The sequence below is a fragment of the Roseibium sp. MMSF_3247 genome (assembly GCF_030733765.1).
Classification (GTDB): domain Bacteria; phylum Pseudomonadota; class Alphaproteobacteria; order Rhizobiales; family Stappiaceae; genus Roseibium.
This window is the reverse complement of the sequence record NZ_JASHII010000005.1, coordinates 370,941-391,706: the sequence shown is the minus strand read 5'-3', so window position 1 is coordinate 391,706 and position 20,766 is coordinate 370,941. Positions and strand designations below refer to the sequence as shown.

At 56.6% G+C, this 20,766-nt stretch carries 16 protein-coding genes and 1 riboswitch; of the genes, 6 read left to right on the top strand and 10 right to left on the bottom strand.

Annotated elements, in window-relative coordinates; translation table 11 throughout:
* Positions 1-123: 123 nt before the first annotated feature.
* Both RBB44_RS18525 and RBB44_RS18520 read right to left on the bottom strand, forming a co-directional pair.
* Positions 124-1,161, bottom strand: a complete 1,038-nt coding sequence (locus tag RBB44_RS18525) for a glycosyltransferase family 1 protein (RefSeq protein ID WP_306149076.1) — start codon at positions 1,159-1,161, stop codon at positions 124-126.
* Positions 1,158-1,961, bottom strand: a complete 804-nt coding sequence (locus tag RBB44_RS18520) for a UDP-2,3-diacylglucosamine diphosphatase (RefSeq protein ID WP_133946480.1) — start codon at positions 1,959-1,961, stop codon at positions 1,158-1,160. The genes RBB44_RS18525 and RBB44_RS18520 overlap by 4 nt, the downstream gene beginning before the upstream one ends.
* A 261-nt stretch (positions 1,962-2,222) precedes the next feature.
* On the opposite strand from RBB44_RS18520, the gene RBB44_RS18515 reads away from it, so the two are divergent.
* Positions 2,223-3,002: an SDR family oxidoreductase gene (locus RBB44_RS18515; RefSeq protein WP_306149075.1), complete on the top strand. Its 780-nt coding sequence runs from the start codon at positions 2,223-2,225 to the stop codon at positions 3,000-3,002.
* 60 nt (positions 3,003-3,062) lie between these two features.
* Here RBB44_RS18515 and RBB44_RS18510 read toward each other — a convergent pair whose 3' ends face one another.
* From RBB44_RS18510 to thiM, 4 genes are all read right to left on the bottom strand, one after another.
* Positions 3,063-4,376, bottom strand: coding sequence for an OmpP1/FadL family transporter (locus RBB44_RS18510; protein ID WP_306149074.1), 1,314 nt, complete (start codon positions 4,374-4,376; stop codon positions 3,063-3,065).
* A 603-nt stretch (positions 4,377-4,979) separates the two neighbouring features.
* Positions 4,980-6,089, bottom strand: a complete 1,110-nt coding sequence (locus RBB44_RS18505) for a TRAP transporter substrate-binding protein (protein ID WP_306149073.1) — start codon at positions 6,087-6,089, stop codon at positions 4,980-4,982.
* Entirely contained in the window at positions 6,089-6,898 is an 810-nt protein-coding gene (thiD, locus tag RBB44_RS18500) for a bifunctional hydroxymethylpyrimidine kinase/phosphomethylpyrimidine kinase (RefSeq protein WP_306149072.1), read from the bottom strand. Before thiD ends, RBB44_RS18505 begins: the two co-directional genes overlap by 1 nt.
* Before the next feature lie 33 nt (positions 6,899-6,931).
* Positions 6,932-7,705 (bottom strand): hydroxyethylthiazole kinase, encoded by a 774-nt coding sequence (thiM, locus tag RBB44_RS18495; protein WP_306149071.1) that lies wholly within the window; start codon positions 7,703-7,705, stop codon positions 6,932-6,934.
* 68 nt (positions 7,706-7,773) lie between these two features.
* Positions 7,774-7,884, bottom strand: a riboswitch (TPP riboswitch).
* Between the two features lie 137 nt (positions 7,885-8,021).
* Between thiM and RBB44_RS18490 the strand changes: the two genes are divergently transcribed.
* A complete protein-coding gene (locus RBB44_RS18490; protein ID WP_040450828.1) occupies positions 8,022-8,258 on the top strand; it encodes an Lrp/AsnC ligand binding domain-containing protein in 237 nt (78 codons plus the stop codon).
* Between the two features lie 44 nt (positions 8,259-8,302).
* Here the strand turns inward: RBB44_RS18490 and RBB44_RS18485 are convergent, their stop codons facing one another.
* The gene (locus RBB44_RS18485) at positions 8,303-9,250 is read right to left on the bottom strand and encodes a DMT family transporter (RefSeq protein WP_306156136.1); all 948 of its coding nucleotides are present in this window, start codon (positions 9,248-9,250) and stop codon (positions 8,303-8,305) included.
* A 411-nt stretch (positions 9,251-9,661) separates the two neighbouring features.
* Between RBB44_RS18485 and RBB44_RS18480 the strand changes: the two genes are divergently transcribed.
* Positions 9,662-10,675 (top strand): putative transporter, encoded by a 1,014-nt coding sequence (locus RBB44_RS18480; protein ID WP_306149069.1) that lies wholly within the window; start codon positions 9,662-9,664, stop codon positions 10,673-10,675.
* A gap of 52 nt (positions 10,676-10,727) precedes the next feature.
* Here RBB44_RS18480 and RBB44_RS18475 read toward each other — a convergent pair whose 3' ends face one another.
* Positions 10,728-11,801: a tartrate dehydrogenase gene (locus RBB44_RS18475; protein ID WP_306149068.1), complete on the bottom strand. Its 1,074-nt coding sequence runs from the start codon at positions 11,799-11,801 to the stop codon at positions 10,728-10,730.
* 139 nt (positions 11,802-11,940) lie between these two features.
* On the opposite strand from RBB44_RS18475, the gene RBB44_RS18470 reads away from it, so the two are divergent.
* Both RBB44_RS18470 and RBB44_RS18465 read left to right on the top strand, forming a co-directional pair.
* Positions 11,941-12,855 (top strand): LysR family transcriptional regulator, encoded by a 915-nt coding sequence (locus tag RBB44_RS18470; RefSeq protein WP_306149067.1) that lies wholly within the window; start codon positions 11,941-11,943, stop codon positions 12,853-12,855.
* Between the two features lie 153 nt (positions 12,856-13,008).
* Positions 13,009-14,004 carry a TAXI family TRAP transporter solute-binding subunit gene (locus RBB44_RS18465; protein WP_306149066.1) on the top strand — a complete coding sequence of 332 codons (996 nt, stop codon included), beginning with the start codon at positions 13,009-13,011 and terminating at the stop codon, positions 14,002-14,004.
* Positions 14,005-14,056: 52 nt separating this feature from the next.
* Here the strand turns inward: RBB44_RS18465 and RBB44_RS18460 are convergent, their stop codons facing one another.
* Together RBB44_RS18460 and RBB44_RS18455 are read right to left on the bottom strand one after the other, a co-directional pair.
* A complete protein-coding gene (locus RBB44_RS18460) occupies positions 14,057-17,023 on the bottom strand; it encodes an HD domain-containing phosphohydrolase (protein ID WP_306149065.1) in 2,967 nt (988 codons plus the stop codon).
* Positions 17,024-17,197: 174 nt separating this feature from the next.
* A complete protein-coding gene (locus RBB44_RS18455) occupies positions 17,198-19,495 on the bottom strand; it encodes a xanthine dehydrogenase family protein molybdopterin-binding subunit (RefSeq protein ID WP_306149064.1) in 2,298 nt (765 codons plus the stop codon).
* A 266-nt stretch (positions 19,496-19,761) separates the two neighbouring features.
* Between RBB44_RS18455 and RBB44_RS18450 the strand changes: the two genes are divergently transcribed.
* Positions 19,762-20,757, top strand: coding sequence for a DMT family transporter (locus RBB44_RS18450; protein WP_306149063.1), 996 nt, complete (start codon positions 19,762-19,764; stop codon positions 20,755-20,757).
* Positions 20,758-20,766 lie beyond the last annotated feature (9 nt).

Below are 20,766 nucleotides of genomic sequence, written 5' to 3'. Positions count from 1 at the left end.
CCACCTCATTCAGGGTCTGAGGTGGACAGGAGTACCGGCTACCCCATGGCCTGACAACTGCAACATTGTTAGGGTTACAAAATCCCGCGGCGCCAATATCTTAAAGCGTCAGAGGCTATCAGATCACTCTGCCGCGTTGGCCTGTGCCAAGCCGCCAACGGCGGCGATACAATTGTCCAGGAACTGCCGGCTGCTGGCTGCCCAGGTGTAATTGAGTGCAATGTTCCGGCAGTGGTCGCGCGGAATATCGAGAGCGGCCTCACATGCCTCTGCAAGGTTTTCGGACAAAACACCGGCGCCGGTATCGCCGATCACGTCCAGCGGCCCCATGACCGGATAGGCAGCAACTGGCACCCCGCACGCCAGCGCTTCCAGCATGACATTGCCGAACGTGTCGGTGAGAGACGGGAAGACGAAAACATCAGCGCTGGCGTAATGACGCGCCAGGTCTTCACCGGTTTTCGCTCCCGTGAAGAGCGTGTCGGTGTATTCTCTCTGCAGCGTATCCAGCTGAGGTCCATCGCCAACAACGACCTTAGAGCCGGACAGTTTCAGGCCCAAAAACGCCTTGATGTTCTTCTCAATCGCAACGCGGCCAACATACATGAAGACCGGCCCAGGCAAATCCTGCGGCAGGACAGAGCCCTCGTAGGGTTTGAAGAGATTTTCGTCGACCCCGCGCGACCAGCGCATCAAGTTCCGGAAGCCGCGGTCTCTCAGGTCGTTCTCCAGCGAAGTCGTTGCCACCATGCAGCCGTTGCCGGCGTTGTGGAAGCGACGCATCCAGGCATAAGACCAGGACAACGGCACCGGCATCCGGGCAGAAACATACTCTGGAAACCGTGTGTGATAACTGGTGGTGAACGGCTGTCCGCGCTTTTTGGCGATCGCAGCTGCAAGCAGGCCAAGCGGACCTTCGGTCGCTATGTGCAGATGTTCACAGTCGAATTCATCCATCATCCGCCGCACGGTGCCCTTGTGCGTCAAAGACAGACGGATTTCTGGATATGTCGGGCACGGAAGTGTTTTGAATGCCTGTGGGGTCAAAAACTCCATGCGAACGCCCATGGCGCGGAGTTCGTCAGCTGTGCGTTCAAGCGAGCGCACGACGCCATTGATCTGCGGATGCCAGGCATCCGTGACAACAAGAATGGAACTCATGCGGCGACCGGAGCTTCCTGTGGCTTCGCCGTTTGGGCTCCGGTTTGGGCTTGTTCTACCCATCTGATCACCTCAAAGGTTCCATCATGATGTTCGGCAACCGCTGTGCAGCTTTCAACCCAATCGCCAGTGTTGATGTAGTGAATGCCGTTGACGTCACGGCTTGCTGCATGGTGGATGTGACCGCAGATGACACCGTCGACGCCCTGACGACGCGCTTCGTCGGAAAGAGCCTCCTCGAAGCGCCCGATGAAACTGACTGCATTTTTGACTTTCAGCTTCGCCCAAGCTGACAAAGACCAGTAGGTCAGGCCAAGCCGGCGGCGCACGGCGTTCAGCACCGTGTTGACACCAAGCGCTGTGACGTAAGCTTTGTCCCCAAAGAACGCGAGCCACTTTGCATGGCGGATCACCACATCAAATTGATCTCCATGGATCACCAGATACCGCCGGTTGTCTGCGGTTTCATGGATGATGCTGTCGGTGACTTCCACACCGCCGAAGTGCGTACCTAGGAAGCTGCGGAGAAATTCGTCGTGGTTTCCAGGAATATAGACAACTCGAGAGCCCTTGCGGCCTTTGCGCAGGATCTTCTGAACCACATCGTTGTGGAGCTGCGGCCAGTACCAGGACCGCTTCAACCGCCAGCCATCCGCAATGTCGCCGACGAGATAAATCGTCTCGGCGTCATTGTCCTTCAAGAAGTCAAGCAGAAGCTCCGCCTGGCACCCGCGAGTGCCAAGATGTACATCTGAAATAAACAAGGCCCTGTAATGCCGCGATGTCTCCGAAGTGGACATTGCACGTCTCCTAGATCCATTGGACCGCTATAGACGCGATTCAAGTTTCACTATTATGACAGATGGGGTTTGAAGCGGACTGACGTTGCGTTTTCCTAAAGTCATTGGAGGATCTTTCCCTTAGCCGCGCCAACATATGCGTTTAAGCGCGCTCAATCAGGGCCTCACAATCACGCAGGTTCATCGCGTAAGGGATAGCCGCAGCGGGTTTCCTTTCATATGGTCTCGCAAACCTCACCTTCAAAATTTGGGAGATCGATCATGGATTTGGGATTGCGCGGCAAGTCGGCAATCGTGTGCGCATCAAGCCGCGGACTTGGCAGAGGTTGCGCAGAAGCGCTTGCAGAGGCCGGATGTGACCTGGTGATCAACGGGCGCGACAAAGATGCCCTGGAAGCAACCCGCGCGCATCTGACGGACACCTTTCAGGTCAAGGTCAGTGTTGTCGCTGCCGACGTTTCAACACCGGAAGGACAAACCGCTCTCCTGACGGCCTGCCCAGAGCCCGACATACTGGTCAACAACAATGGCGGCCCGCCTCGCAAGGACTATACAGAACTCAATCGCGCTGCCTTGCTGGAAGGTGCCATCCAGAACTTCGTGACCCCGATCGAATTGATCCAGGCGGTCACCCCCGGAATGAAGGCCCGTGGCTTTGGCAGGATCGTCAACATCACGTCCTTGTCCGTGAAGATGCCGATTGAAGGCCTGGACCTTTCCAGCGGCGCGCGTGCAGGCCTGACAGCATTCCTGGCAGGTGTTTGCCGCCAGCTGGCTCCGCATGGTGTCACGGTCAACAATCTGCTGCCAGGCAAAATGGATACGGACCGGCTGAGGGGTGGGTTTGAACGCTCCGCACAACAGTCCGGTCAGACTGTGGACGCCATTCGCGCGAGCCAGGCTGCAGAAATCCCGGCACGCCGCTTTGGAACAGCCGGGGAGTTCGGCCAGACCTGTGCCTTTTTGTGCTCCACACACGCCGGCTACATCACCGGGCAGAACATTCTCATGGACGGCGGCCTTTACCCGGCAGCATTCTGACAAAAAAGCCGGCCCGCGATCGCGGGCCGGCAGAATTTTCAAAACCAGTCTGGCAGCTGATCAGAACTTGATGCGAACTGAAGCTGTCAGGATGTCAACGGAAGAGTCGACGGAACCGGTCAGCGATCCCTTCGAAGCGCTGTAGTCCTGGTGACCCGGGACAAGGTTCAGATCGGTGTCTGTACCAAAGATATGCGTGTAGCCGAGATCAAACGAGAAGTGCTCGTTGAAGACGTAGGACGCACCGGCGCTTACCCAGATACGATCGTTGTCCGGAAGGCGCGCAGACCGGATTTGATCATCGATCGGTGACCACTCATACGCTGCACCGGCGCGGAAGGTCAGCTTGTCGTTGAAGTCGTACTCACCACCGAGCGCGACGAAGTAGCCGTCATTGTAGTTGAACGGCAGCGTGGTCACGGTGGCACCGGTCGCATCAGCCGTGATCTGCGGCTCTTTCAAGCGGCTCCAGTTTGTCCACTCGAAAGTACCGAGGACACGAATGTCGTCTGTGATGCTCTGCTTTGCCGAAAGAGTGACCATGTCCGGCGTTGCAAGCACGGTTTTCACGTTCGTGACGGCCGTCGTGAACGGGTTCGCCGGGTTTGGAGCAGCGATCGTCCCATCAATGTCGGTAAAGATCGCAGAGCGGTAACCGATGCCGATTTCCGTGGTCGCGGTTGGTTTGATCGTGACGCCGGCCGTCATACCAACGCCGACACCGTCACCATCAAGCTGCTGACCCGGAAACAGGGTAGCGCCTGGAATAGTCGGAGACGCTGAGGCATTCGTCAGGCGAACATCCGCATATTGGATCTGCGGACCGATCGCGACAGAGAACATCTCATTGATCTTGTAGCCAACGACCGGGTTCAGGTTGATTGAGAAGATCTTGGAAGACCGGTTGTAGCCTGCACCGGTCCAGTTGCTGTCGTCCGGCTTTGTGGAAAGACCGAACGGACCATTAATCCCAACGCCAAGGTAGATTTTGTCGTTGAAGTTGTAAGACGTGTAGGAGGCCGGGATCCAGGCGTCATGGCCGATATCACCGGTGTCAAAAGACGTCGTGATCAGACCGGTCGGCGTGGTCAGTGAATTCGGAACGGTGTTCGAACCGGTAATATCGGACTTTGGAATGATGAAGGCGTTGTGAGCCTCAAATACGATCTTGCCGTCCATCGACGTGATGGTTGCCGGGTTCCAGAACATGGACGAAATCGACGAACTGGATGTACCGTTACCGGCGAAGGAAGTCCCTTGGTAGTATGCGCTCTGCTCGCGCAGGGCGAAACCGCCCGCAGAGGCTGCACTTGCGACGATCGAGGCAGCTATGGCTGTCGACGTCATAAGTACGATTTTCTTGGTTGCCCGCATTTTTACGTTTCTCCCAATCCTCCTCCCCCCCGGGAGGAATTTGACACTGACTGCAGGGTCTAAAAGAAACGGTCGCCTTTCAACCACGAAATGCGATCTCTAATTGCAGCGCACACGGTTGCTGCGTTGCAATATACGGAGTTTCACGAAGGTCCGGCGCACACACCAAGTGCTCATAGCCGGATAAACATATCATGAGACACTGCTTTTGAAGGTTGATCGTGGCCAACCATACAAATGCACATTTTTTAGGCACATTACCAACGCGTCACACTTAACTTTCTTTCTTTGCTGCGCGTTGCTTTCTTGTCACACATAACCTTAGGGAATACGGGCGTTTTGCGCGAGCCTGGAGTGTTTTTTGGTGACTAAATCGCTTCATTGGCAAACCAAAATATCCCAAATCAGCATTATACACCGCCCACGATATGGCCAACCGAGTGAGATGAAAAAGTCATTCCTATGTCAGAAATGCGGATAAATTTATGATTCAAATACCCGCATTTCAGACACGATACACATGGAGTTTCGAACTTTACGAGCCGAAACTGCTAACAATACAGGTCGAGCCGCACCCACAATGATACTCTCTATAGTTGCAAATCATACAAGTCCATCACGCGCGCTCAAAAACCGCCGCATGGCAACATCGCTCCATGGCGAAAGACGCTTCAAAGCGGTCTGGTGGCTTTGATAAATACTGTTACTCATCGGATCCTGACGGGACGTGTCCAGCAGCACTTCTCCAGTCGTTACGCGCAAGGCGTCAAGAATGTCCTCCGGATAGGAAAGGACCTCAACGCCATCTTCTTGCTGGAGCAACTGCAGGCTTCCGGCATTTTCCCAATCGCTCTCGGCAAGCGCCCGTCCGTTCTCAGCACGGCACGCCTCCAATAGAATTACCTGGAATTCCGTGGGCAAAGCATCAAAAGCTGCCTGATTGAACAGCGCCTCGCCTGTACCGTTCGGTTCGTGGAAACCAGGTGAATAATAGTATTTCGCGGCCTTCTGGAACCCCATGGCCCGATCCGACCAGGGACCGAGGAATTCGGTCGCATCCAGAACACCTGTTTGGAGTGCCTGAAACAGCTCGCCCGGCGGCAAGCCAACCGGAGCGGCCCCAAGCCTGCGCATCACTTCTCCACCCAGCCCCGGCATCCGGATCTTGAGGCCGCGCAGATCATCAAGGCTTCGGAGCGGTTTCTTGTACCAGCCGCCCATCTGAACACCGGTGTTACCCGCCATCACCGGTTTGATGCCGAAGGGCGCGTATAGCTCATCCCAAAGCGCCTGCCCGCCGCCTTGCTCGATCCAGCTGATATGTTCATGCGGGAGCAGACCGAAGGGGACCGCGGTGAAATAGACGGAGGCCGGGATCTTGCCTTGCCAGAAGAACGAGGCTGTATGCGCCATGTCCGCAGTGCCATTTGAGACGGCATCAAACACACCGAGCGCCGGCACCAGTTCGCCAGCAGCAAACAAACGGATCTTAAACGCACCACCTGAGAGCAACGCAACCTGATCAGCGATCCGCTGCGCCGTGACACCCGGACCTGGCAGGTTTTTCGGCCAGGATGTCACCAGCTTCCATTCGGTGACCGCACCTTGTGCCATCACCGCTGGCGCTGAGAGAACAGATGCGCTTCCAACGGCACCACCCACAAGCATGTCCCGGCGGCTGAGGTTTTTTCTATTTTGCAATGCATCACTCATTATGCGCCCTCCCAAAAAGCGTGGAAGTGATGGACCGGTCCGTGACCTTGTCCAATCTTGAGTTCATCCGCATGGCGGATCGCTTCGTGGATATAGGTTTTTGCACTGGACACAGCGTCGCCCAGCGCGTTGCCCTTAGCCAGTCCGGCAGCAATTGCAGAAGACAAAGTGCATCCGGTGCCGTGGGTGTTATCTGTCGCGATGCGGTCCTCGCGCAGCCAGAGGCTGTCACCGTCTTCAGTTATCAAAAGGTCAGCGCTTTCCGCACTGTGGCCGTGTCCGCCCTTCAACAAAACAGCCTGTGCCCCGAGGTCGATCAGCTGTTTGGCCTGGCTCTGCATATCGATTTCGCTATGGGCAACATCGCACTCCAGCATGCGGGCTGCTTCATGAAGGTTCGGCGTGATGATGTCGGCCAAGGGCACCAACTTGGAAATCAGGGTTGCGACCGCACTTTCCGCCAAAAGCGGATCTCCGGATGCGGCCACCATCACGGGATCCAGAACAACGGGGCCGGTCTGGTGGCGTTTCAAACCGTCTGCGACTTCCTCAATGATCGGCACCTGCGAGAGCATGCCAATCTTGGTGGCAGTCACTGCGAGGTCCGAATAGACGGCATCGATCTGCGCGCGCACGAACTCGACCGGCACATCATGGATCGCCGTAACACCAAGGGTGTTTTGTGCCGTGAGCGCCGTCAAGACGCTCGCCCCGTAGACGCCATTTGCCGTAAAGGATTTCAAGTCCGCCTGAATGCCAGCCCCACCGCCGGAATCCGAGCCTGCTATTGTTACCGCGATTGCGGTCATGGTGCCCTCCGCACAATGCTATTGGAATGGGTATCAGCCGGTTTGAAGACAGCTTTCTATATCGCGGGCCGTTAGGCTGTAGAGCGTATCGAGAAGTTCTGGAACCAGACTGCCAGGTCCCCCGCTCCGGGAAGCGGCGATTTCACCCGCAATGTTGAAGACGGACAGGCCAGATGCCGCGGCAAGCGCAGTATCTGGCTCAACGCTCGCAAACGCTGCGAGGACCGCGCCCCCCGCACAGCCGGTGGCCGTCACTCGGGCCAAAAGAGGATGACCATTGCGCAGCCGGTAGTCTTCGCCCTGGCTCTCGATCTGATCCTCTTCTCCGGTCACGGCAAAGACCGTTCCCTCCGAAATCAAAGCGTCAACGTCGGACCGCGCATCAAAGAGCGCGGTCATCTCGGCTTCATTTGCCCGGACAAGAGACGGCAGCGTTTGCAAGAGTTCTTTGGCGTAGGCGCAGCGCTGCGGTGACCGATCCGCGAACACCGGATCAATGGTGATTGGCCGCCCAGCTTCCTTGGCCGCATCAATCGCAACCGGGATCGCCAAACGGCGGCTGTTGTCCAGTGTTCCGAGGTTGATCAGGAGTGCATCGGCAGATGCTGCAAAGCTCTGAACTTCCTCCGGCGCGATCGTCATGGACGGTACAGCGCCGAGCGCCAAAAGAACATTGGCCGTGAAGCCTTGGGCAACCGTGTTGGTGATGGCATGAACACGGGGTCTTTTCGCCCGCACCCGCTCCAGCAAGGAAAAGACGGTATCCGCCGACAGCGCCTGCGTGCTCGCGGCGATCGACAAACTCATGCCCGGCCCCTTTTCAAGTTCAGTGAGCCGGCGTTCCGCGCCATCGTTTTTCGGACAATACGTAAAAGATCAGTCATGATCTCAAATCCCTCCGCCGGTACAAGCCGGATCAGGTTCTAGGAGTTGGCCATTCGCCTCTCAGCCCGATCCACAATTGCCGGGCACCCCCATGAGACAAAATCTGTCTACTAAGCCAAGCGCGGGTTTTCAAGTCCCAGTTAGCAATCGCCGTGGTTCAAGCGCCGACAGCCGATTGACTGTTTGCAATAGATAGGCGATGTCGGGGCACAGTTCGTTTTTGCCCGCAGGAGCCCCCATGACCCCGTTTTTCGTGATGATTAAATGTCAGCTCGGCAAGACCTATCAGGTTGCCAATGCAATCGCGGATGCTGAGATCGCTTCGGAAGTCTACTCCACCAGCGGCGATTATGATCTTCTCGTGAAGTTCTATATCGAAGACGGCACAGACATTGGACACTTCGTCAATGAGAAGGTGCACCCGATCGACGGCATCCAGGACACCAAGTCGATCATAACGTTCAAGGCGTTCTGACCATACAGCATGTAGCCGCGCGAACTTGTCCGCGCGGCATGTCTTCAAGACTTCGAGGGTGTCGATGCCCGGCGGTCCTTGGTCCGGTCAAGGCCAAGCCGGTGCTCCCGGTAAATCACGAAGATCCCGGCGGCCATAACGATCACCGCACCCACAATCACCTCAAGAACCGGCACTTCAGCAAAGACGACCCAGCCGACCAGGATCGCCCAGAGCATGTTCACATAATCAAACGGCGCGATGGTCGACGCATCTGCATACCGGTAGCTCTGGGTCAACAGGATCTGTCCCACACCGCCGAACAGGCCAATCATTATCAGTAGACCCGCTGTTTCCAAATCCGGGATGAGCCAGGCTTGGTCCGGCCAGATCCAGCCGGCTGGAATAGTCAGAAGTGAGATCACGGTCGCCGACAAGGAAAACCAGGTAACAATGGTCGAGGTGCGCTCAGTGACGCACAGCTTCCGAACCGTGATCATGGCAAGAGCCGCAAAGGCAGCGCCCATAAATCCAGCGATGGCCCCAAAGGTGGCGGAGTTGTCGAAATCCCCCTCTCCCAGATGCGGTGACAAAACGACGAGGATGCCGACAAAACCAACTGCGACCGCGCTCCACCGATAGATCCGGACAGTTTCGCCCAGCATGAAGAAGGCCAAAACAACAACGATTAGCGGTGTTGCAAAGTTGATGGCTGTGGCATCCGGCAGCGGCAGCAAATCATAAGCGGTGAACATGCACACCATGGCCGTCAAACCGATGCAGGCGCGCACAAGATGCCCTTTTGGGTTCTGTGTCTTGAACGCAAGGCCAAGTTCCCCGCGCACCCCCACCATCATCAGAACCGGAAAGACACCAAAAAAATTCCGCGCAAATACGAGCTCCCCAATCGGCACGCGTTCGGCGGCGATTTTCAGCGCTGTCACCATGGCGAAAAACACGATCGTTGAGGCCAGTTTGAGCCCGATACCGATCAGAGGAGCCTGACGTGTCATTCCCGTTGGCGCCGGCGCGCGGGATTGCTGGGTTGCGGTGTTTTTTGACGCCATAAATCTGATCCAGATACTGGCTTACACCCGACGCTTTCCGCGCCACGCACCAGTTTTGAAAGAATAACAGAACAGCGAAGGCAATAGCGCTGCAAACAGATCCCGATCGGACTGCCGAGCACTGAGGGTAAGAATTGCGCAAATCGCTTTAGAAGTGAGAGACCAGTATCTACCCCGGCCTCATTTTTTGCAATCTCGCGCATAGCCTTGGCAGATTAAACAGGGTCTGCCGATAAAATCGGCGTGTATTACCAACGTTTCCTCTTCAAAAGCAACTGAAAACCCGGCACATACCTGCCCCTGCCGTTACGGGCTCCTATACTTATAAAAAATCCCCGATTCGAAAGGCGCCGCCCCATGTTCCGATCGTTTTTCTTGAACCGTAGATGGTTCTTCTGGGCCTGGATCATCTCGGTGGTCATCCTCGGCGCCACCCAGTACCAGGTGAATCTGAACGTCGAGATCAACGAATGGTTCGGCAGCTTTTACGATCTCATTCAGCGCGCCTTGAGTGAGCCAGGCTCCGTCACGTTCGGCGAATACATGCGCGAACTGATGACGTTTTTGTACATTGCCGCGATTTTCGTGATTGTTGCGGTGATCCTGGACTTCATCACCAAGCACTTTGTGTTCCGTTGGCGCACAGCCATGAACGACTATTACATGGCCCATTGGCATGTGGTCCGCCACATCGAAGGGGCCTCCCAGCGCGTTCAGGAAGACACCATGCGCTTTGCGCGGATCATGGAGAGCCTTGGCGTCTCTTTCCTGCGCTCTGTCATGACACTGATCGCCTTTTTGCCGATCCTCTGGGAGCTGTCAGCCAACGTCACCGAACTGCCCTGGATCGGTCCCGTGGCTCACTCACTGGTCTACGTCGCGATCATTTCAGCTGCATCCGGTACGGTGTTGCTGGCCGTGGTCGGCTTGAAACTGCCGGGCCTGGAATTCAACAATCAGAAGGTAGAAGCGGCCTACCGGAAAGAACTTGTCTACGGCGAGGACAATGAGGAGCGCGCAGATCCGCCCTCGGTCGATGAGCTCTTCGGTCATGTCCGCAAGAACTATTTCCGGCTCTTCTTCCACTACCTTTATTTTGACATCGCCAAATGGTCTTACCTGCAGGCAACAGTCCTTGTGCCCTACATTGCGCTCGGACCGACAATCGTGACCGGCGCCATCACCTTGGGCGTGATGCAGCAGATCGTGCGCGCGTTCTCACAGGTCGAAAACTCGTTCCAGTATCTGGTCAATGCCTGGACCACGATCGTCGAGCTGATCTCCGTCTACAAACGCCTCAGAGCCTTTGAAAGCCATATTTGGGAATACGAGCGCAACGGCGGCGTCCCACAGGAAATGCCGGCGGAATAACAGAGGCCATAGGGCAACCGGCAGACGGGAGTCTCAGGGCCTGTCTGCCTCATTATTCGTTTGATCCGTGGATTGCCCGAATAACAGCATCGGTGACTTCGCGGGTGGTGGCTTTGCCCCCAACATCGGGCGTCACAATACCTGCGTCGCAGACGCGTTCAACCGCTGTCATCAGACGCTGACTGGATGCCGCCTCACCCAAATGGTCCAGCATCTGCGATGCGGTCCAAAAGGTTGCGACCGGGTTTGCAATGCCCTTGCCCGTGATATCGAAGGCCGATCCATGAATGGGTTCGAACATCGACGGGAAGCGGCGCTCCGGATCAATGTTTGCTGTGGGGGCGACGCCCAGACTTCCAGCCAAGGCACCTGCAAGGTCGGATAAAATGTCCGCGTGGAGATTGGTTGCAACGATGGTGTCGAGGCTTTTCGGGTTCTTGACCATGCGCACGGTCATCGCATCCACCAGCATCTTGTCCCACGTCACATCCGGAAATTCCTTCGAGACCTCGGCGGCGATCTCATCCCACATGACCATGCCGTGCCGTTGCGCGTTGGATTTGGTCACCACCGTCAGCAGTTTACGCGGACGGGATTGCGCAAGCCGAAAGGCATAACGCATGATCCGCGTGACACCAACACGGGTGAAGATAGCGACTTCTGTGCCCACCTCTTCCGGCAGCCCGCGGTGCGCCCGCCCGCCATTTCCCGAATACTCGCCTTCCGAGTTCTCGCGCACGATCACCCAGTCCAGATCTCCAACACCCACGTCGCGCAGTGGCGACGTTACGCCCGGAATAATCTTCGTCGGCCGGACATTGGCGTATTGGTCGAACCCCTGACAGATCGGCAAGCGGAGCCCCCAAAGAGTAATATGGTCTGGGACATCCGGTGCGCCGACGGCCCCAAAATAGATCGCGTCGAAAGGTTTAAGCTGTTCGAGGCCATCAGACGGCATCATCTCGCCGTGCTTCTTGTACCGCTCTGATCCCCAATCGAAGAACGTCAGTTTGAAATCCACGTCACCGGCCCGTTGACCAAGCGCGGCCAACACTTCAGCACCCGCTTCGATCACTTCAGGCCCGATGCCGTCTGCCGGGATGGCTGCAATCTGGTAAGTGCGCATTTCAAATTCCTGTTTTCGTGAAAAGGGCTGAGAGCCCATGCTCAAAGACCGCCGCGTCTCTTCGCATAGTTTGCAACTCCATTTAGTTGCAGCAATAGCAATTTAATCATATAAAAAAATGATATAATTGGGATGCGACATGGAACTTCGCCAACTCAAGTGCTTCATCGCTGTAGCGGATACGCTGCACTTCGGCAGAGCCGCTCAAAAACTGAACATTCTTCCAGCTTCTTTGGGCCGCCACATCAAATTGCTGGAGGACAGTCTTGGTAGCCGATTGCTAACCCGGACAACCCGTAGCGTTGTCCTCACACAGTCAGGCGCCGAATTCTTGGCCGCCGCGCGAGACATCGTGGAAAGAGCGGACAAATTGGAGGCGTCATTTCGTGAAAGCCAACGCGACAAGACATCGGTGCTGCGTATTGGAGCTATTGATAGCGCCGCGGTTGGCCTGATCCCGCAGATAATCCCTCATTTCCGGGAGGCGTATCCGGGCATTGACATCCAGCTTCTTGAGCAAAAAACGATACGGCTATTGCCGCGTTTGCTGACCGGACGTCTAGATGTTGCAATCGTTCGGCCGCCTGAAGTCGTGGATCAGCGCCTGATGCTGAAGTCCCTGTTTCATGAGACAGCTGTCGTCGCCGTTCCAAGCAGCCACCCGCTGGCTGCAAAGAAAAAAATCTCGGTCGAGGACATGGCGGACGAACCCCTCATCGTTCCGGACAAGGGATCTCGGCCCCACAGTCACGATCTAACAATAAAGCTTTTTCTGGAAGCTGGTTTGAGCGCACGCGTTGCGCAAATTGCCGAAGAAAAACAAACCATCGTCAACCTGGTCAGCACAGGGGTCGGCATAGCCATTGTTCCGCGTTGGATTTCCCGGCTCGCAGTCGGCGGCGTAAATTTTGTCTCCCTGGATTTGCCGTCCGGGTCGGCCAGAACCAGGCTTGCGCTTTCAGTTGCCTGGGTCAGAGACACGAGAGATACGGCACGGGATGTATTTCTTGAGATATTGCACCAACAGACAGAGCAACTGGCCCTTACTGCGTAACAATTATTATTCATATAATTTATATAATCACTGCGATCTGTGTCGACCGGAGCGATCTGACTAGGCTGCTCTTTCGGTGAGAGCCATGTCTCTACCCCGCGAAGGAGGCTGCGGGGCGAGACAACGGGCTTTGCCCAAGACCCGGAGGAACACATGAAATTCAATCTGATTACCGGCGCCGTTGTGATCGCCGCCATGACCACACTCCCAGCTGCTGCCGACAATCACAGCGTGGACAAAACCGGCTGGCCGGAGAGCTTTACAGTGGGAACCGGCTCACAAGGCGGAACTTACTTTGGATACGGAACTGGCTGGGCAAACATTGCTGGCGAGGAACTCGGCGTTTCCGGCGGCGCAGAAGTTACGGGCGGCCCGATGCAGAACATGGCGCTTGTGCATTCTGGAGATCTGCCGTTCGGCATGACCACGATGGGACCTGCTGCAGAATCCATTGCCGGCTCCAACCCGATCGCGCCTGGCCTGAAGATGGACAAAGCATGCGCCATGTTCCCGATGTATCAGACGCCCTTCTCCATCACGGCTTTGAGCTCGTCCGGCATTACATCCGTTGCCGACATTCCGGAAGGGGCCCGCATTGGGTTCGGACCGGCCGGCTCAACGTCTGACACCTACTTCCCCCGCATGATGGAGGAGCTGGGCGTAAAGTTTGAACGACGCAACGGTGGCTGGTCTGATCTCGGCGGTCAGTTGCAAGATGGTCTGCTCGATGTGATCGCATTTGCAGCTGGAGTCCCTGTTCCAGCGGTGAGCCAGCTCGAAGTCCAGACCGACATCAACATCATCGAATTTTCCGAAGACGAGCAGGCAAAGATTACCGCGGCATTCCCGGTGGCCAATTTTGACATTGCCGCAGACACCTACACCACTCTGGAAAATCCGGCACGCTCCGTTTCCATGTGGAACTTTGCGATAGCAAACTGTGACCTTCCCGAGACATTTGTCTACGGGGTGGTGAAAGCCGTGATGTCAGACAACGATCGTATGGTACAAACCCACAAGGCTGCCCGGTCGACACTGCCGGAATTCTGGGACCGTAACACAGTAATGAAATGGCACCCGGGTGCAGCCCGTTGGTTCCAGGAAAACGCCAGCGCGGACATTCCTGCCGACATGATCTACAGCAACTGATTGCTTTATATGGTCGTGCGGACAAAATGATCCGCGCGACCAATCAATCTTGTCACCCAACAGCCCGTCTTTCAGCTTTGTCCGGCCTTAGAGCCGCAACATCAACCTCGTCGATCTGATCTGGCTTCATGAACCTGGACGCGTAGTCGGCCCAGACGCGCGACGTTAAAAACAGGTCGTAAAGTTCGGCATCGATGTGCCCGTCCTTGACCATGAAGCCCATGATCTTGAGCGCTTCCGAGACGGTTTTGCCCTTCTTGTAAGGTCGGTCGGCGGCGGTAAGAGCTTCGAAGATATCGGCAATCGCCATCATCCGTGCGACCGGACTCATCTCGCTGCCCTTTAGGCGCTTCGGGTAGCCCGTTCCATCCATCTTTTCATGGTGCCCCCCTGCAAGTTCAGGCACCTGGCGCAGGTAAGACGGGAACGGCAGCCGCGACAGCATGATGATCGTCTGCACGATGTGATCGTTGATCTTGTAGCGTTCTTCAGCGGTCAAAGTGCCACGCGCAATTGAGAGATTGTAGAGCTCCCCGCGATCATAAAGGTGCTCCGGTTGGTCCAGCTTGAAGCCCCAGGGATTGTCTGCGGCGAAGAGATCCTCCGGCCGGCGTTCAAGAACGTGCTCTGGTCGATCTGCAAGCAGCGGCTCGCGGACCGGCAAGTCCGGCTCAGGAGTTTGCTGCTTGCGATTCAGTTCCTCGTGGCTGATCCCAACCCTGTCTGAGAGTGTTCGGGTCCAGGTCCGCTTCGCGATTTCCTGGAGCCGGTCAAGCCGGTCGGGTGACATAAACTCGCCGCCCTCATTGCATTCGGCCACAAAGGCAAAGTCCGCATCAAGCGTGGCCAGCTCCGCGTCGCGCTGTTCGGCCAAGTCTTTCAGGTCGTCGCCGTTGGCGACACCTTTCCAATAGGTGATTTCCGCATCGCGTTTCAGAACTTCAAAACGCATTCGGATTTCATGGATGCGATCATACAGCGTCTCCAGTTTTGTCGCCTTGTCGACCACATACTCCGGTGTGGTCACCTTGCCACAATCATGCAACCACGCGGCCACATGGATGGCTTCCCGGTCGTCATCCGTTAGCTTCAAATCCGCGAGAGGCCCGTGGTCTGCGGCATTGGCGGCCTCAGCCAGCATTTTGGTGAGTTCGGGCACACGCGCGCAGTGCCCTCCGGTATAGGGGCTCTTGGCATCAATCGCGTCGGCGATCATGCGGATGAAGGCCTCGAACAGAGCCTTTTGCGACGCAATCAACTGGCGGGTTTCGAGTGCGATGGCAGCCGACCGAGACAATGCGTCGACAAAACGGATCAACGAGGTATTGGCTTTTGCTTCCTGCACCAGGGTCATGATGCCGATCATCGCGTTGTTCCGGTTAAACAGCGGAACAACCATGGCATTGCGGGCCGGATTCTCCCCAGCACCAGGATCACCGCCACAGACAGCCAACGCTTCGCCGTCAACTCTGGTCGCTCGAATGTCATCCCGATCAATGGCCTCGCGCAGGACATGCGGCAGATTGTTCAAGGGATGGCGGTGCAATGTGTCGACTGGCACCCCCATGGCCGCAACCGGTTCAAGGGCAGTGTCATCCGCACTGATCAGGTAGACAGCCCCCTGTTCTGATCCGACAATGTTTCCCATTCCCTCCAGCAGGGTCTGCAACAGCCGCTCGAAATCCGTTTCCTCGGAAATGGACCGATTGATCTCCAAAAACTGACGGATTGTGGACTTCATGTCGTCCATTGACCGTGAAAGGTCCTCAATCTCGATGATGAAGCTCGGGACATTGACCGGGTCTGCGAAGTCGAACCGTTGAATCTTTTCAGCTTCTCCCGAAAGCGCCTGCACCGGCTTGGAAACCAGTCGTGCTACAAGCATCGTGATCGGGATGGAGATCAGCAAGATGATCCCAATCGCAATTCCACCCTGCTGAAGAAGCTGCCGGGCTTGAACCAGAAGTTCCACTTCGGGAACCGCGATGGCCAGATAATATGGCGTCGATCCGCGAACTTTAAGCGGGGACACCTGCACCCGCCACGGCTCATCGTCGAGGACAAGCCTTTCATTCAGCGTCTTGTCATCAACATCGGTCACGCCAGCCTCAACGGCAGCCTTTGCGACATCCGGCAAGACAGTTCCGTCCAGCTGATCCATGGAAAGCCGACCGAGCTGAGGCGCCGCGCCCGTAGCCGACGGTGTCAAAACCTCCACAACCCGCCACTTGTCCGGATGTGCAATCATGCCGAGATCGCTTCCAAAAAGCGCAAGCTCGGTGTTTTCGGTGATCCGCTCTTTGCGCAAGGATGCGGCGAGTGTGTCCAATGAAATGTCAGCGCCAATCGTGGCACCACTGCCCAAAGCCCGAACTGCGATGGTTTGCCCCAGCTCTTGTGACGTAAAGAAAATATAGGGCCGCGTCTTGATTTGGCCGGCGGACGCCTTTGCCTGCTCAAACCAGGGCCTGGACCGTGGGTCAAAACCCGCAAAGCTTGCCTGCTCCCGCTCGCCAATCGTGTTCATCGCAATATCAAGGAAGACATACCGGCTTCGCACTCCGCCATTGGGGAAGCGCTCTATCGATTGCACAACAAAAACAGTATCGGCCGGCGCGTTGTATCGGCTTCTCGCCTCATCGTTTTCTGTCGGCACCAGCATGATAAAATCGCCATCGTCATAGCCGACATAAACGGAAGACAAAGCCGCCGATTGGTCAAGAAAGCCCGCAAGAAATGCCACATGCGGAAGGCGTTCAGAAAGCGTTTCAGCCCGGGTGATGTCGTGAAGTGCAATGATCTCAACAGCCAATTCCGCCGGCGCATAGAGGCGCTCCAACCCGGCAACTGCCTCTGTACTCGTCAAACTGAAGAGATTGCGCGACGCCTCCGTGATGACGGCATTCATTCTGGAATAGGTCAACCAGCCGATCACAGATCCGACGGTTAGAACAAGGAGCAGAAATACAACGCTCAGATGAAATTGCAGCGTCTGACGCACACGAGAAAAAATATTCATGATTATCTAACCTAGAGTTAGAAATGAATTACAACTCCCCAATATCGCGGACATCTTAAAATTGCGTAGCACCGATCGAAAACCTGAGAACGGCGCAAACCCAAAACGTACAGCTAAAAAGAAAAGCGCCAGAAATAATCCGGCGCAAATCCATTTCAAACTGTAAAGGCGTGTCTATTTCGCCGATTGGATTGCATTCCAGACCCGTTGAGGGGTTGCGGGCATATCAAGAAGTTCGGTGACACCCGCGCCGTCTTTCAGAGCATTCTGGATCGCGTTCATGACAGCCGCGCAGCCACCGATCGTACCCGCTTCGCCGGCACCCTTGATCCCCATCGCGTTGGTCGTCGACGGCACATTTCGGGTCTGGAAGTCGAAATTCGGGACATCCGCCGCCCGCAGAAGCCGGTAGTCGAGGAGTGAGGCCGTCAGAAGCTGACCATCCTCGTCGAAAACCGTGTGCTCGCACAAGGCCTGACTGATGGCAGACGCCGCCCCGCCATGAACCTGACCAGCCAACAGCAGCGGGTTCACGGTGACGCCGAAATCATCGACGATGACGTAGTTCTGGATATCGACATCGCCGGTGTCCGGATCTACTTCCAGTTCGCAGATGTGGGTGCCGTTCGGATAAGTCGCCTCGGTTTGTTTGACCTCTTCACGCGCTTGCAACGGCTCACCGGCGCCGGCAGCGATTTCGGCAAGGGTCACTTGCTGGTCGGTACCGACAACGCGGACCATGCCGCTGTCGAGTTCAAGATCGTCAACGCCCGCTTCCAGCTTGTCGGCAGCGAGTTCCTTGACCTTCTTGACCAACGCGACGCTGGCTTCCTTCACAGATGGCAGGCCGAGCGGAATGGAGCGAGACCCACCGGTGCCGCCGCCCTTGCGCACCCGGTCCGTGTCTCCCTGAATGACCTCGATCTCCTCAATGTTGACGCCGAACTGCTCCGCAACGACCTGGCTGTAGGCTGTCGCATGGCCCTGTCCGTTGGTCTGGGTGCCGATCAGAAGCGTCAGGTTGCCGTTCGCACCGATCTCGACGGTCGCCTCTTCCCCACCAGGGAAGGCACAGGCCTCAATGTAAGAGCAAATGCCGAAGCCGCGGAAATTGCCGGCAGCATGACTTGCCTCCTGCCGCGCCTTGAAACCTGCCCAATCAGCGGTCTCCAAGGCCTCTTCCAGATGGCCCTGATAATCTCCGGTGTCATACATCCGGCCGGTCTGGGTGGTGTAGGGAAGCTGTTCCTTCTTGATGAAGTTCAGCTTTCGGAATTCGACCGGGCCAAGACCGGTTTCCTCACCCGCCTTGTCGATCAGCCGTTCAATCAAGTAGGCCGCTTCCGGACGCCCTGCGCCACGGAACGCGTCGGTCGGAACCGTGTGACTGTAGACGCCTTCCACCGTCGCAAACACGGCCGGTATGTCATAAAGGCCGGATGTCATGGTGGTGCCGACCCAGGGAATAAACGGGCCGAACTGGTGCAGATAGGCGCCCATAGCCGCCTTCACATGCACCTTCATGCCCAAAATCTTGTTGTCTGGATCCAGAGCCAGCTCGGCATGGGAGAGATTGTCCCGGCCATGAGCATCGGTGACAAAATGATCCATTCGCTCACCAGCCCAGCGCACCGGAACGCCGAGCGCCTGCGCCGCCAGCATCGCGAGCGGGTATTCGCGGTAACAGAAGATTTTGGTCCCAAAACCACCGCCGACTTCCGGCGTTACAACCTGAACCTTGTCCGCTTCAAGGCCAAGGATTTGGCAAAGGACATCCCGCATCCCGTGCCCGCCCTGAGTTCCAAGGGTCAGCTTGAAACGGTCGCTGGAACTGTCAAATTCGGCCACACAGCCGCGCAGTTCCATGTAGTTGGCGACAATCCGGTTGTTGACGAGATCGATTGAAACCGTTTTCGCCGCGTTGGCAAAAGCCGTGTCGGTTTTCTCTGCATCGCCGTGCCCGAAGGTGAAGGCAACATTTGTACCGAACTCCGGCCAGACTTTGACTGCATCCGGCGCAAGCGCGTCTTCCATTTCAACCACGACATCCAGAGGATCGTAGTCGACCTCCAGCATCTCGGCGGCATCACGTGCGCCTTGCAATGTATCCGCTACCACAAAGGCAATTGCATCGCCGACATAACGAACCGTGTCGGAACACAGCAGCGGCTGCGTCGGCAGATTGAAGTTACTGCCGTCGATCTGCTTCAAGATAGCCCGTGTAGGCATGGACTTTCCGGCGACATCCGCACCGGTCAGCACCATACGGACGCCATCCATCGTCCGCACTTCATCTGCATTTGCGATGGAGATTTTTGCATGAGCCATCGCCGAGCGGAGCACAAATGAATGGAGGCACCCTTCCGGCTGGTAATCGCCGGTATATATCCCCTCTCCCGTAATGAGCGGCAGATCTTCTTTGCGGCGCAACGGTGCGCCAACACCGAATTTCGGAGTAGCCATTTGGTTCATGGAAGAGGCCTTCAGTTGACTTAAGTCTTTGCCGGTTGTCTGCAGCGCCTGGGATGCGCCAGCGGCGGGTTGACCACAATATAGTCCGGCGCAATTAAACTGGCCAGTGCACTTTTTTGCAAGTCCCGGCAGCAAAGCCCTTCCCTTCTTACCGAATTCCAGTAGGTTTGTTCGCACACTCTCTTTTTGACCGTCGCTCTGCCCGCCTAGCCGGACCCCAAACTCTTCTCGGTCAAATGCATCTGATAAAACGCGACACGCCCTAAATGGATTCCACACCCGACAAAACGACGGCAGACCCGGCGGAACCTAAACCGTCATCACCGAACCATTTCATCGGGCGGTTGGCGGAGCGCATCGGTCAACTGCCGCCAAACACGATCGGTGCGCTGTGGATTCTGCTCGCCGCCTTCCTGTTTTCCATCATGGTGACACTGATCAAGTTTCTCGGTCAGGATCTCTCCGTGTTTCAGATCCTCGTAGTCCGTCAGGTGCTGATGCTGCTAATCGTGGCGCCCAAGATCCTGCCGGGACTGCCCGGCTCGCTTGCCACAAAACGCCCGGGGCTCCAGCTGACCCGTATCGTCTTTGCGACCTCCGCAATGCTGCTTGGTTTCACCGCGATCATTGAGATGCCGCTAGCAGATGCGACGGCGATCAGCTTTTCAAAGACGTTTTTCATCACCATCTTCGCCATCTGGTTCCTGGGTGAGCAAGTCGGCAAACATCGCTGGGGAGCGACCATCGTTGGCTTTTTGGGAGTGCTTTTGATGCTCCGGCCAAGCGGCGAAGGTCTTGTGGATCCCTTTGCCCTGATGGCGCTTGGCAGTGCGGCTTGCGCCGGGATGGTGATGATCGTCATCCGCATCCTGACCCGGACCGACCCGCCCAATACGATCCTCACCTATCAGGCGATGGGCGTTGGCCTCATCATGATCATACCTGCATGGATGACCTGGCAAGCGCCGACACTGGACCAATGGGCCTTGCTGGCGGCTGTTGGTTTCTTTTCCTGGGCTGGGCAGATGGCGAACATCAAGGCGTTCCAGGCCGGCGAAGCCACAGCCATCGCGTCGCTCGACTACACCCGCCTGCTCTATGCCACCTTGTTCGGGGCCTTGATCTTCAGCCAGTGGCCCGGGGTTGAAACACTGATCGGTGCCAGCGTGGTCATCGCGGCCTCGATCTACACTGTCCGCCGCGAAGCCATCCGGGGCCGCCAGCTGGCCCGCGCTTCGGACGGCCGCGGGTATTCCAACTAAAAACGCGCC